Annotated in this window: 12 protein-coding genes; 3 read left to right on the top strand and 9 right to left on the bottom strand. The window is 55.9% G+C overall.

The window, feature by feature from the left end; genetic code table 11:
* Nucleotides 1–135 precede the first annotated feature (135 nt).
* Together QP442_RS03260 and QP442_RS03255 are read left to right on the top strand one after the other, a co-directional pair.
* Nucleotides 136–2,076, top strand: a complete 1,941-nt coding sequence (locus QP442_RS03260; protein WP_285069598.1) for a PspC domain-containing protein — start codon at nucleotides 136–138, stop codon at nucleotides 2,074–2,076.
* Nucleotides 2,073–2,408: a hypothetical protein gene (locus tag QP442_RS03255; RefSeq protein WP_285069597.1), complete on the top strand. Its 336-nt coding sequence runs from the start codon at nucleotides 2,073–2,075 to the stop codon at nucleotides 2,406–2,408. Before QP442_RS03260 ends, QP442_RS03255 begins: the two co-directional genes overlap by 4 nt.
* A gap of 194 nt (nucleotides 2,409–2,602) precedes the next feature.
* Here QP442_RS03255 and QP442_RS03250 read toward each other — a convergent pair whose 3' ends face one another.
* Both QP442_RS03250 and metG read right to left on the bottom strand, forming a co-directional pair.
* Nucleotides 2,603–6,301 carry an alpha-L-fucosidase gene (locus QP442_RS03250; protein ID WP_181002162.1) on the bottom strand — a complete coding sequence of 1,233 codons (3,699 nt, stop codon included), beginning with the start codon at nucleotides 6,299–6,301 and terminating at the stop codon, nucleotides 2,603–2,605.
* Between the two features lie 449 nt (nucleotides 6,302–6,750).
* Entirely contained in the window at nucleotides 6,751–8,592 is a 1,842-nt protein-coding gene (gene metG, locus QP442_RS03245) for a methionine--tRNA ligase (RefSeq protein WP_103633082.1), read from the bottom strand.
* Nucleotides 8,593–8,909: 317 nt separating this feature from the next.
* Here metG and QP442_RS03240 point away from each other — a divergent pair, with 317 nt between their 5' ends.
* Nucleotides 8,910–9,485 (top strand): isochorismatase family protein, encoded by a 576-nt coding sequence (locus tag QP442_RS03240; RefSeq protein ID WP_103633081.1) that lies wholly within the window; start codon nucleotides 8,910–8,912, stop codon nucleotides 9,483–9,485.
* An 85-nt stretch (nucleotides 9,486–9,570) separates the two neighbouring features.
* Here QP442_RS03240 and rsmI read toward each other — a convergent pair whose 3' ends face one another.
* From rsmI to QP442_RS03205, 7 genes are all read right to left on the bottom strand, one after another.
* Nucleotides 9,571–10,428: a 16S rRNA (cytidine(1402)-2'-O)-methyltransferase gene (gene rsmI / locus QP442_RS03235; protein ID WP_285069596.1), complete on the bottom strand. Its 858-nt coding sequence runs from the start codon at nucleotides 10,426–10,428 to the stop codon at nucleotides 9,571–9,573.
* 118 nt (nucleotides 10,429–10,546) lie between these two features.
* Nucleotides 10,547–11,386: a metal ABC transporter permease gene (locus QP442_RS03230; protein WP_285069595.1), complete on the bottom strand. Its 840-nt coding sequence runs from the start codon at nucleotides 11,384–11,386 to the stop codon at nucleotides 10,547–10,549.
* Nucleotides 11,383–12,309: a metal ABC transporter permease gene (locus tag QP442_RS03225; RefSeq protein ID WP_103633079.1), complete on the bottom strand. Its 927-nt coding sequence runs from the start codon at nucleotides 12,307–12,309 to the stop codon at nucleotides 11,383–11,385. The genes QP442_RS03230 and QP442_RS03225 overlap by 4 nt, the downstream gene beginning before the upstream one ends.
* Entirely contained in the window at nucleotides 12,306–13,067 is a 762-nt protein-coding gene (locus QP442_RS03220) for a metal ABC transporter ATP-binding protein (RefSeq protein WP_103633078.1), read from the bottom strand. The genes QP442_RS03225 and QP442_RS03220 overlap by 4 nt, the downstream gene beginning before the upstream one ends.
* A gap of 9 nt (nucleotides 13,068–13,076) precedes the next feature.
* Nucleotides 13,077–14,258 carry a metal ABC transporter substrate-binding protein gene (locus tag QP442_RS03215; RefSeq protein ID WP_285069594.1) on the bottom strand — a complete coding sequence of 394 codons (1,182 nt, stop codon included), beginning with the start codon at nucleotides 14,256–14,258 and terminating at the stop codon, nucleotides 13,077–13,079.
* Between the two features lie 172 nt (nucleotides 14,259–14,430).
* A complete protein-coding gene (locus tag QP442_RS03210) occupies nucleotides 14,431–14,988 on the bottom strand; it encodes an NADPH-dependent FMN reductase (RefSeq protein ID WP_103633076.1) in 558 nt (185 codons plus the stop codon).
* Between the two features lie 263 nt (nucleotides 14,989–15,251).
* Nucleotides 15,252–15,452 (bottom strand): Rv0909 family putative TA system antitoxin, encoded by a 201-nt coding sequence (locus QP442_RS03205; RefSeq protein ID WP_103633075.1) that lies wholly within the window; start codon nucleotides 15,450–15,452, stop codon nucleotides 15,252–15,254.
* Nucleotides 15,453–15,853: the final 401 nt, after the last annotated feature.

Here is a 15,853-nt window from a genome sequence, read left to right as displayed (position 1 = left end):
TTGTTTTCGCCTTCATTCACACGACCTATCTTCACATCTTTCGAACAGCGACCGCGACTTTAAGGGGCTAAATCAGGGACAGTTAAGGGATAACCCCACTGTCGCCGGTTCAGCGAAGCGACCACACTGTTGAGTATGGACATGAACTCTTCGCACCCGTACGGTCAGGCCACGACCGGGGACACCCCTTCCGGCAGTGCCTTCAACCCAAACGACGCAAATGCGCCGAATGCTACTTTCAACGGCAACGCTCAATACCCAGGTGGACCAGGTTTCAGTGGGCCAGGTTTCACTCCGAATAATGGAACGTTCCCACCGGGCCAGGGTGGATACAACACGGGTGGCGGATTCTTCGCCTCCATCCGACGTTCCGGATGGTACCGCCCATCAGTGAGGACCATTGGTGGCGTGTGCGCAGCGATTTCCGCCCGAACCGGTTGGGACTTAGCGCTTGTCCGCGGGCTCAGCATTGTGGCAATGCTGGTCTTCCCGCCACTGTTGGCAGCCTACGGTCTTGGGTGGGGTCTCCTTCCCGATCAGATGACTGGACGAATCCACGCTCAAGAACTCGTAAATGGTCGATTTGAATCAGGACAGGCGGGCGCAATCCTGTTCATCCTGATGGGAAGCACCTCAGCTTTCCCATTCTCAGTCGTGATCGAAGAATTACCCCTCGTCCCACTCGGCACACTGCTTGTCTTAGTGGCGATCATCGTCATCGCCGTTATTTTGCTCCGCCACGACCGACGGTCAGCACCCACGACGTTTCAAGGAAATCCGCCAATGAGCATGGATCCGAATAGTCAGCCTGGGCACTCCTCTTCAGCTTTCGCTTCAACCTCCATGAACGAGGCCGGTCAGCCCACTTCAGACGCAACGAACGTTTCAGGGACCGGTGCCACATACTCCACCCCCCATCCGGGCATGATGCCGACTCCTGCGTGGGCGGCCTCGTCCCCAAATCCCACACAGCCAGCAACCCCATACACCGGAGGTTTTTCGCAGGTTCCAAACGGCGCGTATCACAATAATGCCGGAACACCATACCAGCCGGCATATCCGAATGCTCCTATGAATTCGGCACCTTATCAGGCTCCCAACACGCCGATGAACAATGGAGCGAACAACTGGATTCCACCGCTGACTCCGTTCGTCCGTAGCGTCGGGCGCCGGACAAACTTGGTCGTCACCGGTCTTGTTCTTCTGGCAATGGCGACGACATTTGGACTCATGTACTACTACATGGACAATGGCTCCGCCGAGATGCTGATTTTCGGCACGAAGATCGGTCTGATCGGTGGTGGCATCTGCATGCTTATCACAGGTCTTGCCCTCGCGATCGCATCAATGCGTGGACGGAAAGCCGACTGGTTGGTCGCCCTGTCAATAATCGGCGCGTTCTTGTCCTTGCCGACTGTCTTGTTCGGCATCGCAACGGCCTCCGAATACACCGCTTCCTTCGATTATTCGAGCGAAACGCTAGTCAGCGATTGGACCGAATCGACGGTCTATTCTTCTCGGGGGAGAGCGTTGCTTGACATCTCGCAGGCTCCCGCGGGAACTTCCAAAGAAATCGTCGTTGACCCTAGCGTGAGTGACCTAGAGATTTCTGCGCGCACCGATCAGCCGGTCCGCATCATCTGCGAAATGGGAATTCAAGAGGTCGAGTATTCTTTCGATAACACTCACCCTTCAAAGAACAGGACGTGGGTGAACGCCCTGCGTGGATGCAACGATTCAGTTGACGCAGAAAATCCGGTATCGGTTCAATCCCCGACCTTCAACAACAGTGACGGGATCACGGTTCGCATCACTTCATGGATGTGGAGCTTCAACTACGAGGAAGACTGGTACGGCAATACTCCAGCTCCTTCTTCAGCGCCCGAATCCGGCGAGGGCCAGTCTGGTTCGACTGGCCAGTCGGGAGCGCTTGATCAGGGACAATCAGGTTCTTCCTCCTCACAGTCCGGGGCTAGCACGCCTGGCGCATCCACTTCTTCCACTACTTCAGGAGCCGACGTTTCCCCCGTATCGTGGGTTCTCTCGGCTGACTCAACGCTAAGGAGCGCAGCATGACCACCTCTCATATGCCTGATGAAGCAACGACCGAGTTCAACGTAGCCGACGAGACAACCACCATGCCCACCTCCGAGGAGCAGCCGACTAAGGTTTGGACCGCAGCAGACGCCGCAGCACATGCTCCAGAACCCGTCGTGGAAGTTTCAACGAAACCTCGGGTAGGGCAGCTCATCTGGGCGCTGATCGTTATTGCCATCGGAGTGTTCCTGATTGTTCTGCCGTTCTTGAACGTCGTACAGTTGCCGTTTGTTTTCATCGGCCTGATTGCAGCGCTCGGCCTAGTGCTCATCATTTCCGCGTTCTTCGTCGGCAAGTCGAAAGAACGTTAGCCCGCTTTTTCAGTCGCGCGCAGTGCATCTTTGACCGCGCTTGTTCACCATCCGCCCCACACACAACCGCGCTTGTTCACGGCGCGGGCGGGTATGAGCCGCGCTTGTTCACCATCGGGCGTACACAACATAAAGAAGGTGCCTCGGGAACAACCCCGAGGCACCTTCATCTATGCCAGGCCGACACTCAACGATCAGTCACGCACACGCCTGCGCGCAGCAAACCCAGCCACACCAGTAGCGAGGAAGAGAGCCGAAAGCTCTGCAAGCAAAACCGCATCAGCACCCGTTGAAGAAAGCTTCTTCACCGAGGCTTTCTTCACAGGCTGAGAATCACCAACAGGCTTATCGGCATTCGACTGATCCGGAACAGGCACAGCATCCGCGGGAAGAACCTCGAACTTAATGATGCTCTCACCCGACTTGCTCACCACCTTCACAGTGTGCTCGCCAACTTCAAAGCCAGCCGGAACCTTCCAATCAGCCTGAGCAGTCCCCTGCTCGTCGTCATACTTGATATCGCTTTCAGGGATTACAACTGGCTCCGAGTGAACGGTGAGCTTAATACGCTCGCCCTTCTTCAGACCCTTCACACGAATCGACAGAGTATCTCCAACCTTCACCTGAGCAGCACCCAACTCAAGAGTCGGAACATCCGCCTGACCAGGCTCATCACCACCAGGGTTCGGAGTCGGAGTCTGCTGGTGCAGAACAACACGAAGCGGAGCCGTTACTGCTTCACCTTGCGAGTTGGTTGCAACCGCACGATAGAGATGCGACTGGACGTCCTTCGATGCCTTCAGGCTCAACTTGTCAGTTGTTGCTCCTTCGATTGGAGTCCACGAATCTTCAGCACCGCTGACCTCACGTGACTGCCATGCAATCGTCGGAACGGGCATACCTGAAGCCGTCGTGGACAGGACGACGGTTTCGCCCTCGTTCACTGTGACTTTCTGCCACGCACCATCGTCAGCCGGTTCAAGAACCGAGTCGTTCAAGCTAGCGGACAGCGGGGTGAGGGCCGGCTTTTCGACGATATTGATCGTGAGTGGCTCAGAGTACGCTGTCTCGACGCTATTCGTCGCAGCAACTCGCACCTTCAAACCGTGGTGCTTCGCGTCGATCTCAAACGAGTAGCCCTGCTGCGTCTGGCCTTCCACATCGTTCCATGTCTGACCATCAGCCGAAGTCTGCCACTGAAGCTTAGGGGCGGGGAAGCCGCTTGTTTTAGCAGTAAAGGTCAGGATTGATCCGGGAACAGCGTTCAGCTGGTCGCCCGAAACGCTGAAGCCTTCTTCAGGGTCAGCAACTGCGCTAATAACCGCGGTGGGAGCAGTGTTCTGCCCGTAGACCTCAACCTCAGCAAGGTTGAGTTCCTTCCAGTTTCCTGGCAACATCACACGAATGTAGCGAGCCTGGTAGCCATCGAAATTCAGACTGGTCGGGAAATCAGCCTTCTCTTCGACCTTGAAGTACTTGAGTTCTCCTGCTTCACCCTTCTTCTCAATTTCTTCGCTGGATAGCTTGTCGTCAAGCTTGTCCTTCGAAGCAATAACGTAGAAGCCCTTCAGGCGCTCCGCACACGACTGGTTTCCGTTGCACTGATCGTCAGCAGAACGGTTGTAGATGTTAACCTGTCCGACCGGAACTGTTTTCTCAAGGTCAACCTCCCACCAGGGATCATTCTGCGTAGCCGTTGCGCTAACCGAACCGTTGTCCCACTTTCCATCCGTGTTGCCGTCGACGGCTCGGGATGCTGGGCCGTTCCAGGCGCTGTCAGAAGACTGGCGTGCAGGCTTCTTGAGGGCCAGGTTCAACGAGGGATCGACAACCGTCAGGGTTGCGATTTCCGACGTGGCTGTTCCAGCTTCGTTGGTGGCAACGACAAAGAAATCTGCTTCATTGTCATCCTTTGTTGTGACGAAGGTGTACGAGGAATTCGTTGCACCCTCAATCAGTATGGCCTCGTCCTCGTCCTCGGCACCATCCTCGTCCTCGGCACCGTCCTCATCCTCGTCCTCGTCGTCGGCATCAATGCGGTACCACTGGTAGGTCGGAGCTGGGCGACCCGAGGCGCCGGCAGTGAAAGTGACGGATTCACCTTCGACGACCTGTGCGTCGCTCGGTTGAGACGTGAAGGTCGGAGCAACCGAGGCAGCGTGATCCTTGTATGCTGCCACCTTGATCGATTCAACCTTGACGTTGAGAGCATCGGTGTAATAGCTCGGGTTTGCCAGCTGGATGCGAAGGCGAGAGACCTCATTCGGGTTCATCGTGTACCCGGAGATGGGACGGGTCTTCAGGTCAATTCCTTTGAACAGGTGAGTGACGCCGTTGAAGCTCACGTTGTATTCAACGTCGTCTTGGAAACCCGACGATTGGGTGAGATCAAATTCGACATCGCCGTACTTTTCGCCAGAGCGATCAACGATGTAGGCGTCCAGGATGGCCGCGTCGCGCGAGGCGCCAACGGTGCGTTCGACAATATCGCGCGTCGGGATGGTGCCACTTCCGTGGTCGAGGTTCACGGTCTGAGTGGGGACGTAGCGCGCTTCACCGTCAAGGGCAACCTTGATGACAGGACGGTACTTGTCAGGGGATTCTCCGGACATCGTCACTGTCAGGTCAAGGCCGTTGCGGGCAAATTGAACGGGGGTTCCCTTGCCATCAACCGTGACTGAGGTGACCTTGTTTGCCAGTCCAGGAACGGTGATTGATTCTCCGGAGTTCCACTGGTCCGGGAAGATGTACAGGTCTGAACCATTCACTGTCAGAAGAGCGTTAGACGGTGCGGGGATCCATGTTGCACTTGCTCCGTCGATGGCGTGCGGGTGATCAGTGTGCCATGTTCCTAGTTCCTTCAGAACATATTCGTCGTATTCAGGGAAGGAACCGTCACCCATCGGACCGACGTTGAAGGCGAAGTTTCCGCCGTTGGCTACGACACCGACGAGGTTCGAGATCGTCTCGCTAATTACTCTGTTAGCTGTGCCCGCTGCGCGATTTGCTCGGGAGTCTGAACAGTAGGACCAGCATTGGGGGAAGATGGATCGGATGGATTCCCACGGACCGATACTGAAGGATGAGTGGACCGCGTTGTCACCACCAACGTTGAAGTCACCTTTGTTGTTCCACACGCGAGAGTTCACGACCGTTGTATTCGGCTGCAGTTCATGGACCTTGTCGGCCATCTTCTGAGACTGTTCCGCGGTCGGGCGACCCATGTCGAACCAGAACTCGGCGATTGGACCGTAGTTGGTGAGTAGCTCGGTAATCTGGTCGAGGTTGTATTGAAGGTGTTCTTCAGTGATGGGGTTGAGGTTGGAGTAGGGCTCGGGCTCATGCTTCTCCCAGTCGATGATGGAGAAGTAGAAGGCGAGCTTCATGTCGATCTTGCCGCATTCGTCAGCGAGCTGTTTCATCGGGTCTTTCCCGAATGCTGTCTGCTTGACGACGTTGTAGTCCGTCGTCTTGGTGTCCCACATGGCAAAACCGTCATGGTGCTTCGAAGTCACCATGACATACTTCATGCCTGCGTTCTTTGCGGTCTGGCAGATCTTCGCAGCATCCCATTTGTCTGCAGTCATCTTCTTGGCTTCTTTGAGGTATTCCTCGCGAGGAATGTTCATCCAAGCCTTGATTTGTTCCGGGTAGCCGATGCGCTGGCGTTGTCCTTTGTAGCTTCCTTCGAACATTGAGTAGACACCCCAGTGCATGAAGAGACCGAATTGCAGTTTCTGCCATGCAGCGATGCGTTCATTCGTGGACTTTTCCACTGCTGCGGGCGCACCAAGGATATCTCCAACGTTTTCCTGCGATGTTTGCACCGAGGCAAATGCTGGCGATAGTGCGCCACCCCCGATGAGCAACGCGGCGGTGGCCAGGCTACTCACGATCCGTCGTCGTAACATACGGCGGTTCCCCTTTCGAGTGTGTTAATGGGACAGACATCGTTGTCTTTTCCTCTTCGTTGAGGTTTCCCATTAGGGAATCGTAATGACGAAATAGAAGCGATTTCTTTCACTTGATGATCGAAAATATTAAATTCGATAGTTTTTCGACGGTTCGATTAATCCTTACTCCAAAAGGTCCTAGGTAAAGTAGTTTCTGAGAAAACTAAAAAATATCCTTATGCCTTTTCCTATTGCCGAGGCCACGCTCCCCAAAATCACCGCGCTTGTTCACCGTCTGCCCCCGCACACAACCGCGCTTGTTCACGGCGCGGGCGGGCATAAGCCAGGGGCAAGTGAAGAAGGCGTGCCTTGCCGTAGACAGACGAAAGGTGGGAAGCGGACGAGCTTCCCACCTTTCGCGGTGTTGAATGAGTTGAGCTTACAAAGGCTCAGGCTCCGGTCACATCATCGGGAGTTGAATCCGCGTAGCGTGCGAGTTCTTCTTCGACGATGGCTTCGTCGAGCTTGGTGAAGACGGGCGTCGGCTTCACGATCGGGGTACCCACCGTGATGAGGTGGCGTTCCCACGTTGGAGCTGAGGTGTAGTCACCCGTAATAATCGGGTATCCGTTGCGGCCATCGAATGCTTCGGGCAGAACCTGCGGGTCGAGTTCTTCGACCTCTTCGATGCGTGGCATCGGAGCGATGTTGCCCGCACCGCCCATGACGCGGTCAATGTCGTTCGCTGCGTGAGGAAGGAAGGGCGAGAGCATCAGGTTGAGATCAGCGACAGCCTGGGCGAGGGTATGCAGAACCGTTGCAAGTCGTTCACGCTGTTCGGGCGCCTTGAGCTTGAAGGGCTCGGTGTCGGTGACGTACTTGTTGGCTTCACTGACCAGTCGCATCGCTTCAGAGAGTGCGGCCTTCTGACGGTGGTGACGGATCAGGTCACCGATGGTTTCGAAGCCTTTGTTGATTTCGTCCAATAGCGCACGGTCGATATCTTCAAGCTCGCCGGGAGCAGGAATTTCGCCGAACTTCTTGGCGATCATCGATGCCGTTCGGTTGACCAGGTTGCCCCAGCCGGCGACGAGTTCGCCGTTGGTGCGGCGCACGAATTCTGCCCATGTGAAATCGGAGTCGGAGGTTTCCGGGCCTGCTGCGCTGATGAAGTAACGCAGGGCATCTGCCTGGTAGCGAGCCAGGAAGTCACGGACGTAGATGACGATGCCGTGGGAGGAAGAGAATTTCTTGCCTTCCATGGTGAGGAATTCGCTGGACACAACTTCGGTCGGCATGTTGAGGACGCCGAGCGTTCCGGGCTTTCCACCCTTGGTACCCTGACCGTTGTAGCCGAGCATTTCGGCAGGCCAAATCTGGGAGTGGAAGACGATGTTGTCCTTGCCCATGAAGTAGTAGGACAGGGCCTCGGGATCATTCCACCACTGGCGCCATGCTTCGGGGTCACCGGTGCGACGTGCCCACTCGATTGATGCTGAGAGGTAGCCGATGACGGCATCGAACCAGACGTAGAGGCGCTTGGTTGGCTGGTCTTCCCACCCGGGAACTGGGATGCCCCAGTCGATGTCGCGCGTCATGGCACGCGGGCGGATGTCTTCGAGGAAGTTCTTGGAGAACTTGATAACGTTCGGACGCCAGGTGCCGGACTGTTCACGATCGTCGAGCCATGCGGACAGGGCTTCGGCGAGTGCAGGTAGGTCGAGGAAGTAGTGGGTGGACTCAACGAACTTGGGGGTCTCGCCGTTGATGCGCGAGTGCGGATCAATCAGGTCGGTGGGATCCAGCTGGTTACCGCAGGCGTCACATTGGTCGCCACGAGCGCCTTCAGTACCACAGATCGGGCAGGTGCCTTCGATGTAGCGGTCGGGCAACGTGCGTCCAGTTGAGGGTGAAATTGCTGCGCGAGTGACCTGTTCGATCATGTATCCGTTGTCGCGGACAGTGCGGAACATTTCTTGGACGACTGCGTAGTGGTTGCCGGCGGTCGTGCGAGTGAAGAGGTCGTAGGACAGGCCGAGCGCGACGAGGTCTTCGACGATCAGTCGGTTGTTGCGGTCTGCAAGTTCGCGAGCGGTCACGCCTTCGCCGTCTGCTGCGACGAGGATCGGAGTACCGTGTTCGTCGGTTCCGGACACCATCAATACGTCGTGTCCTGCCATTCGCATGTATCGCGAGAAGACGTCGGAGGGCACGCCGAATCCGGCAACGTGTCCAATGTGACGGGGACCGTTGGCGTAAGGCCAAGCTACTGCAGACAAAATACGGCTCATGGTTCTAAGGATAGTGCCCCGTCGGGCATATTCCGAACTCGCGTCTCCCCGTTCCCCCACCGCGCTTGTTCACCACACCCACCTCCCCACACACCGCGCTTGTTCACCGTTTCAGTGGGCACGTATGACCCGAATTCACTGATGCATTTCTTCAACAAGCGCGCTCAAAGGGCTTAATCACGGCACTGCAGGCTTCTTGTTTCCACGAGCGTTTGCCCAAAAGCTTGAACAAGCGCGGTCAAAACGGTGAACAAGCGCGGTCAAAACGGTGAACAAGCGCAGTAGAGTTGAGGGCAACATACATAAGAGGAGCTCAGATGAAACGCGCACTCATCATCGTCGATGTCCAGCCCACTTTCTGTGAAGGCGGGGCTTTACCCGTTGAAGGAGGAAATGCGTGTGCGGAGCGTATCCGCACGTATGTGGATGACCATCGCCAAGAGTACGGCTTTATTGCGACGACGCAGGATTGGCATATTGATCCGGGAGCTCATTTCTCTGCGACCCCGGATTATGTGGACACGTGGCCACCGCATGGCGTGGCCGGTAGTGCCGAAGCGGAGTTGCATCCTGCCATTTGGGACCTCGACGTTGATGCCCACGTGAAGAAGGGCCAGTTTGCGGCTGCCTACTCTGGGTTCGAAGGGATGGACGAGGCCGGGACTTTGCTCGGCGATTTACTGGATGGTGCCGGAGTGAATGAGGTTGATGTCATCGGTTTGGCGCAGTCTCATTGCGTGTGCGACACCGCGTTGGATGCGAAGAAGGCCGGTTTTACCGTGCGAGTGCTCTCCGACCTGACGGAGCCGGTATCACCGGAAACTGGGGCTGTTGCGTCGAAGAAGTTGGCAGACGCTGGGATCCCGGAGGTTCCTTCAACCGAGATTAGCTAAGAGGATTCTGGTTCCCTACCAAGACACGGGGGCGGTGCTACTGACACGTAGCACCGCCCCCCATTTCAGCTCACCTGCTCACATATCACTGTTCTTTGTAAGCGAGAGCAGCTTTATAGAGTTCGTTCTTCCGCAAGCCTGTTGCCGAAGCAACTTCGGCTGCCGCGTCTTTGAGTCGCATTCCTTCCGAAGCTAACGCAAGCACTGTTTTCACATGGTCTTCAGCGCTCTTCTTGCCTTTGAAGCCGGCGATAACAATCGTGATTTCGCCGAGTACTTCCCCCTCTGTCTGGGTAATCAGGTCCGATAGGGAGCCTCGTAAAACTTCTTCATATTTCTTTGTCAGTTCTCGACACACGACTGCTTGGCGCTCCCCGCCGAAAGCACTGGCCATACGTTGCAGGGTGCCATGAACGCGTTTGGCTGATTCAAAGAAAATGAGAGTGTGCGGGTCGTCTGCAAGCGCTTCGAGGTAGGCGCTTGCTTCACCGTCTTTACGGGGCAGGAAGCCCTCGAAGCTGAAGCGGTCAGAAGGCAGGCCTGAAACAGCAAGCGCAGTAACAGGGGCTGACGGACCAGGCAATGCAGAGACGTGAACACCACGTTCGACCGCTGCTCGCACCACGCGGAACCCGGGGTCTGAAACGGTTGGCATTCCGGCGTCAGAGACCAGCAGGACCCGCGCTCCTCCTTCGGCACAGTCGACGAGGCCCTCTGCCCGGTCGCCTTCATTGTGATCGTGCAAGCTGAGAACTTTACCGTTTACTCGAACGTTCAAACGGCTAGCCAGGGCCAGCATGCGCCGGGTGTCTTCCGCTGCGACAACCTCAGCTTCTTGCAGGGCCCTAATAAACCGTGGTGAAGCGTCGTCCACATCACCGATCGGGGTTGCTGCAAGCAGGATGGACGCAGGGCGTTGTACAGGTTCACGTTGTTCTGACACGATCTCATCGTCTCATCGAGCTGGGAGGCAGTACAAGCCACGATCGGCCTCGTCCGTTGAATTCACGAAACCCACATGGCTCGCGTTCGGGCGAACCGCAACCGACCGCCCGGCCTCGTCACCCTTGCGCGCAACGAGCCCACACGATCAGACGACTGGCGGCGAAAAAGATACCGGCGAAAATCGCGATCATGCCACCAACCGAAAGGTTGAACGCCACACCGCACGCGAAACCGATCACTCCGATTCCCAGCCCCGCGAGCGGAGCGGCAACCATGAAGTGTGGCCATGACTTGATCAGCGGGGCAAGTCCCGCCGCGGGAGCAGCGAAAAGCGCAATCGACAATACAGTGCCGACGGCGGGAATCAACAGGACGATTGCACCGATGACCATTGCGATACTCAGGCTCTCAAGAAGACGCGTGTTCATCCCGCGTGTCAATGAATCAATGGGGTCGTAGCTCTTAAAGACCAGGTCTTTCCCCCACACAGCAACGATGATGAGCACCACCACTAGACCCGCGCCGGCCGACGCAACATCCCAGGAGTTAACCGTCAGAATCGAGCCGGTCAGAAACGACTGGATTTGAATCGGCAACGGCGAAAACCAGCGGTACAGGAAGTAGCCCATCGCGAACCCAAAGGTCAGCACGATGCCGGCGCTTGCCTGTGATGAAATCCCCGGAATTCCACCGAGGAACCGCATCAGCCCACCTAGGGGAAGACAGAAAAGGAAGGCGCCAACAAACAGGGCAAGCGACATCTGCTCATGGCTCGCCCCAAGCGTGGCGGCGATGACTACGCCCAGAATGCCTCCTGGGAATGTTCCGTGCGTGACTGACTCGGCAAAAAAGATTTTCCGGTCGAGGAAGGCGAAAGCGCCGACCAGCCCGGCGAGTAAACACACGGCAACGAGCTCCATGACAGGAAGGAGAAGAACATCCAGATGAGAAATCAACAGCGCACCTTTCCCCTTCGTTTCCCGATCGCAGCGATACCGACAGCGATGAAGAACAGTGCAACAAGGACAAGGACGACACCCGCTTGCGGAGAGATGGGGCGCGGGCTGGGGGTCAGGAGAAGTTGCATGCCTAGCCAGCTGGCAAGAAGGCTCACGCTCACTCCAATAATGCTCGTTTGTCGCACTGTTCGTCCAAGCAGACGCCCAGTTGCCCCTGGAACGATCAAGAACGCGATGACAAGAAGCACGCCGATTGCCGACGATGCTGCGACAACGACCGCGGCAATACACGCGTTCAGCACGTAATCGATACCTCTGACGTTGATGCGTGACGCCTGCGCTCCCTGCCGGTCAAACGCAACGTAGAGGTGTTCCTTCCACGTTAGCGCAAGCATGATTCCTGTCAGGATAAAGACGACCAGCGACTGAGCAAGCCCAGAGTCGGTCGTTTCCAACAAGCGCCCGAACATGAGGGCTTCCAGTTGCCCTGACATATCACCGACTTTGAGGGAAATCGTCATGCCGAGTGCGAAGAAGGCAGTCAAAATGACCGCGGTTGCACCTTCATGCGCTGATTCGTTGTCGCTTTCTCGCCTGGAAGACTGGCTTGCCACTAGTGCAATGACAACTGCGATGCCAGCACATCCGGCACCAATAATGATGGCGTCGCTCCCGCCAACGATGAACCCGACGACGATTCCGGGGAACACTGAGTGCACCATGACTTCAGCGTTAAATTCAGCTTTTCGTAGGTTCACTAGCGTACCGACGAGGCCGGCCACCACTGATAGAAGGACAAGAAATATAAATGGCCGGAATAGGAAGGGATAGGCCGCAAGACCCCTGAGCCCCACGATTGATTCGGCGAGCGCTCGAAGGTGTTCAACGAGCGTTGCAACGCCATCGGACAGCGTGTTCATGCGACTTCCCCACGTTGCTTGCGGGAGTCGTAACAGGTCGCAAGTTCACACGCCTCAGTTTCTAGGCTTTCGGATCCGTATGCCTGTTTCATGAGCTTTGGGGTGAGGACTTCGCGGACGGGACCGAAGGCGATCTGGCGCCCAGCGACAAGGATTGCTTGGTCGCAGACGTCATAGGCTAATGAGAGATCGTGTGTTGAAACGACGACGCTTGTTCCATCATTTTTTGCGCGTCGAATGATTCCGAGTAGGGCATCACGATTGGGCTGGTCCAAACCGTTGAAGGGTTCGTCCAGCAGAATCAGTTTCGGTTGGGCGATAAGTGCGCGCGCTACGAGTACACGCTGGCGTTGCCCGCCTGATAGTTCACCGAAACGGTCCTTGGCTCGGCTGAGAAGACCAACATTTGTCAGAGTGCTGGCGACTTTTTCTCGGTGGGCTTTCCTGGGGAAACGGGCAAGTCCGATCTGTTTGTAGAGACCCATCATGACAACTTGTTCAACAGTGATGGGGAATGTCAGGTCGAGGTCAGCCGATTGAGGGACGTATCCGATGGTGTCGGGAATGCCATCAATGTGTCCTTCGAGAATAGGAACGCTTCGGGCTAGGGCTTTGAGTAGCGTCGTTTTTCCGGATCCGTTTGGGCCGACTAGGGCGAGCGCCTCACCGGGGTTCATGCGCCCTTGAACCCCGGTGAGGACGACGCGCGTCCCGTAGCCAACTCCAGCGTCGTGAAAGGTGATGCCGTTCGTGGTCACGGGTATTGCCTACTTCAAGTTGTCTGGAAGCTGGGCCACCACGCCATCCCAAGCAGTGACGATGGTCGTGACGTTGTGGATGATTGAGCCGGTGTAGGTTTCTCCCGCGGATCCTGCCGGCCCCAAGGAATCGCCGTATAGGGCGTCGTCGCCAATGATGGCCTTCACACCGGCTAGTTCAGCGATCTTCTCGATTGACTTTGAATTGTTCGAGTTTTCGGCGAAGAGCGCTTTTGCTCCAGAGTCGATGACGGTTTGGGCGGCTTCCTGAATGTGTTCAGCGGTCGCGTCCTGCTGTTCATTGAAGTCAGAGAGGGCCGCGCCGATGAAGTTGATCCCGTAGTCCTTGGAGAAGTAGCCGAACGCGTCATGTGATGAGAAGAGAATGCGCGAGTCTGCCGGAACGCTATTGATCGAGTCTTGGACCCACTGGTCAAGGTTGCGCAGTTTGTCGGCGTAAACGCTGACACTTTCTTCAATTCCTGCGGCGGAGTCGGGGGCTACTTCTTTGAGGAATTCACCAATGTTGGCAACTTGAACAGCCGCGTTCTTTGGGCTTGTCCACACGTGGGGATCGTAGACAAATTCAGGTTCCGTTTCGCCTTCTGCTGGCGGGAAGGGCCACTTGCGCACCTCGACCTTTTGGGTGCCTCGTTCGACCGTGTAGGGCAACGAATCGTCTTCGGTGATGGCTTGCGGGTCGGTTACTTCTTTGCTGGTCAGAATGCCGCTGGTGACGCCCATCGTTCCCTTGAAGCCGGATGCTTCAATCGCACGGTCAAGGAAATGCTCGAGGTCAACTCCGGATACAAGGAGCACGTCAGCTTTGGCAAGTGCTGTCGCTTGCGAGGGAGTGAGCTCATGTTCGTGAGCTGATGCGTTGGGGGCAAGAAGGCAGGTGAGTTCGAGTCGCGTTTGGTTCGTGGCATCTTCACTACCAATTGTGGTCTTTTGTCCGTCTGCGCCTGTTTTCTCGAGGACGAGGCCTGCCGTCGCTGGCGCGCCGGCAGCGATCTGCGTGACATAGTCACAGATTTGGGTTGTGGTGGCAACGATGCCGACTTTTCCATGCTCCGTTCCGCTATTCGCGCTGGCGTTGGATGCGTCGTGGTTGGCGCAACCGGCAAGAGCCAGACCGAGCACACTGGTAAGTGCCGCTCCTTGGAAAATACGGGTATTTGAGCGATGCATTGATTAAGACTCCATTTTCATGTACAGTTTCGGGCACCCGAAACTGTACATGAGAACACCTTAACTTGCAACATCCCAAGTTTATTGAGGTACTCCTATAGCACCTTGCTCTAGAAAACCATGTGGGGGGTGGACCATTCGACCCATCCCCCACAAAGCTAAGAGCTATTGGTCAGCGAAGAGGTGCGAGAGCGTCCGTGCGCGCAACCATTGCCGCAACCATGTCCTGAACCTCGTTGTCATGATGCGCGCCCGGCTTGAATTCCGACATGTTTTCAAAGTCGGTAATGAGCGAAAGCGAAACCTGCTGAGTGACCATCGTAGCTTCGAAGTTCGCCAGAATCTGACGCAGGTGTTCAACCTGACGGACACCACCGCTGAAGGAGTAGCCGACGAAGCCGACACCCTTATTCGCGAGAGCCTTGGGCTCAAGGAAGTCGATAGCGTTCTTCAGGGCGCCAGGAATTGAGTGGTTGTACTCCGGAGAAACAAAGATCAGCGCATCGTAAGACGAAACGGTTTCGTTGAACTTTGCGCCACCAGGATCCTGCGGGGTAGCCATTGCAGGCGGCATCGGCTCAGCGAAAAGGGACATATTGAAGGAAGCAATGTCAATAACATCAGCGTTGACACCTTCAACAGTATTTGCTTTGTCGACAACCCACTGAGCAACAGATGCGCCAACACGGTTCGAACGGACGGTGCCAAGAATAACGCCAAGACGAGTCACGATAAACTCCTTAAGACTGTTTAAACTCTCAACTACTATATATTTATTTCAATCTTCAATCAACGTCACGTGAGGTACGTTCAGACACTGCAAGAACCTTCTGGGTCCCTCATTGATTCAATGCGCCTACGAACTAATGACAGAATGGTCGACGCGGTAGCCAAAACCAACGAACGTACGCATTGAGTGATGCCAACATTCAAGGGACGGTCGTAGACAAAAGGTGGGCTAGAGTTTCCTCTAGCCCACCTTTTAACGTTGAATCATTCACCGATCTTGTCGTCAACAACGTCGCGAGCTGCGTCAATCTTGTCGTCAAACTTACCGCCGGTAGCTGTCTTGGCTGCATCTGCAACCTTATCCAGGATGCCGTCGGTGTTTTCTTCGGTCATCATACCTTTAGCAGCGTCGGTGGCCTGGTCCTTGAGTTCTTCGGCCTTGCCCTTGAGATCGTCGAGGTTCATTGTTTCTCCTTGTATTAAGAACGATGTCGTGTTCAGTCTATGAGGACTTTGAAGGTTGCGCACTATATAACGAGGACTCAGTGCTTACAATGAGCGACAATACGAGAGATACTAGGGGCCAACAGAGCACACTGGGAGAACCCTCGATTGCAGAAGGGGCCCATCAACACCGCCTTCTCAGATGGGCACGTGCAGCAGTGAGTGCCCCGGCAAGTACCCGCAGGCGAACATCTTGAAAGAGCGACAGTGCAAACCGTCTTCGCACTTTGTGCACAGTAGTAAACCCCTTGGAGGGGTGCTCCAAGGGGTTTACGTGAGTTAAAATTGCGGCGGTGTCCTACTCTCCCACACTCTGTCGGGTGCAGTACCATTGGCGTTTGTGGGCTTAGCTTCCGGGTTCG

It is taken from the genome of Pauljensenia sp. UMB1177 (assembly GCF_030217965.1).
Taxonomy (GTDB): Bacteria; Actinomycetota; Actinomycetes; order Actinomycetales; family Actinomycetaceae; genus Pauljensenia; species Pauljensenia turicensis_A.
This window is presented reverse-complemented; position numbering and strand designations above follow the sequence as displayed.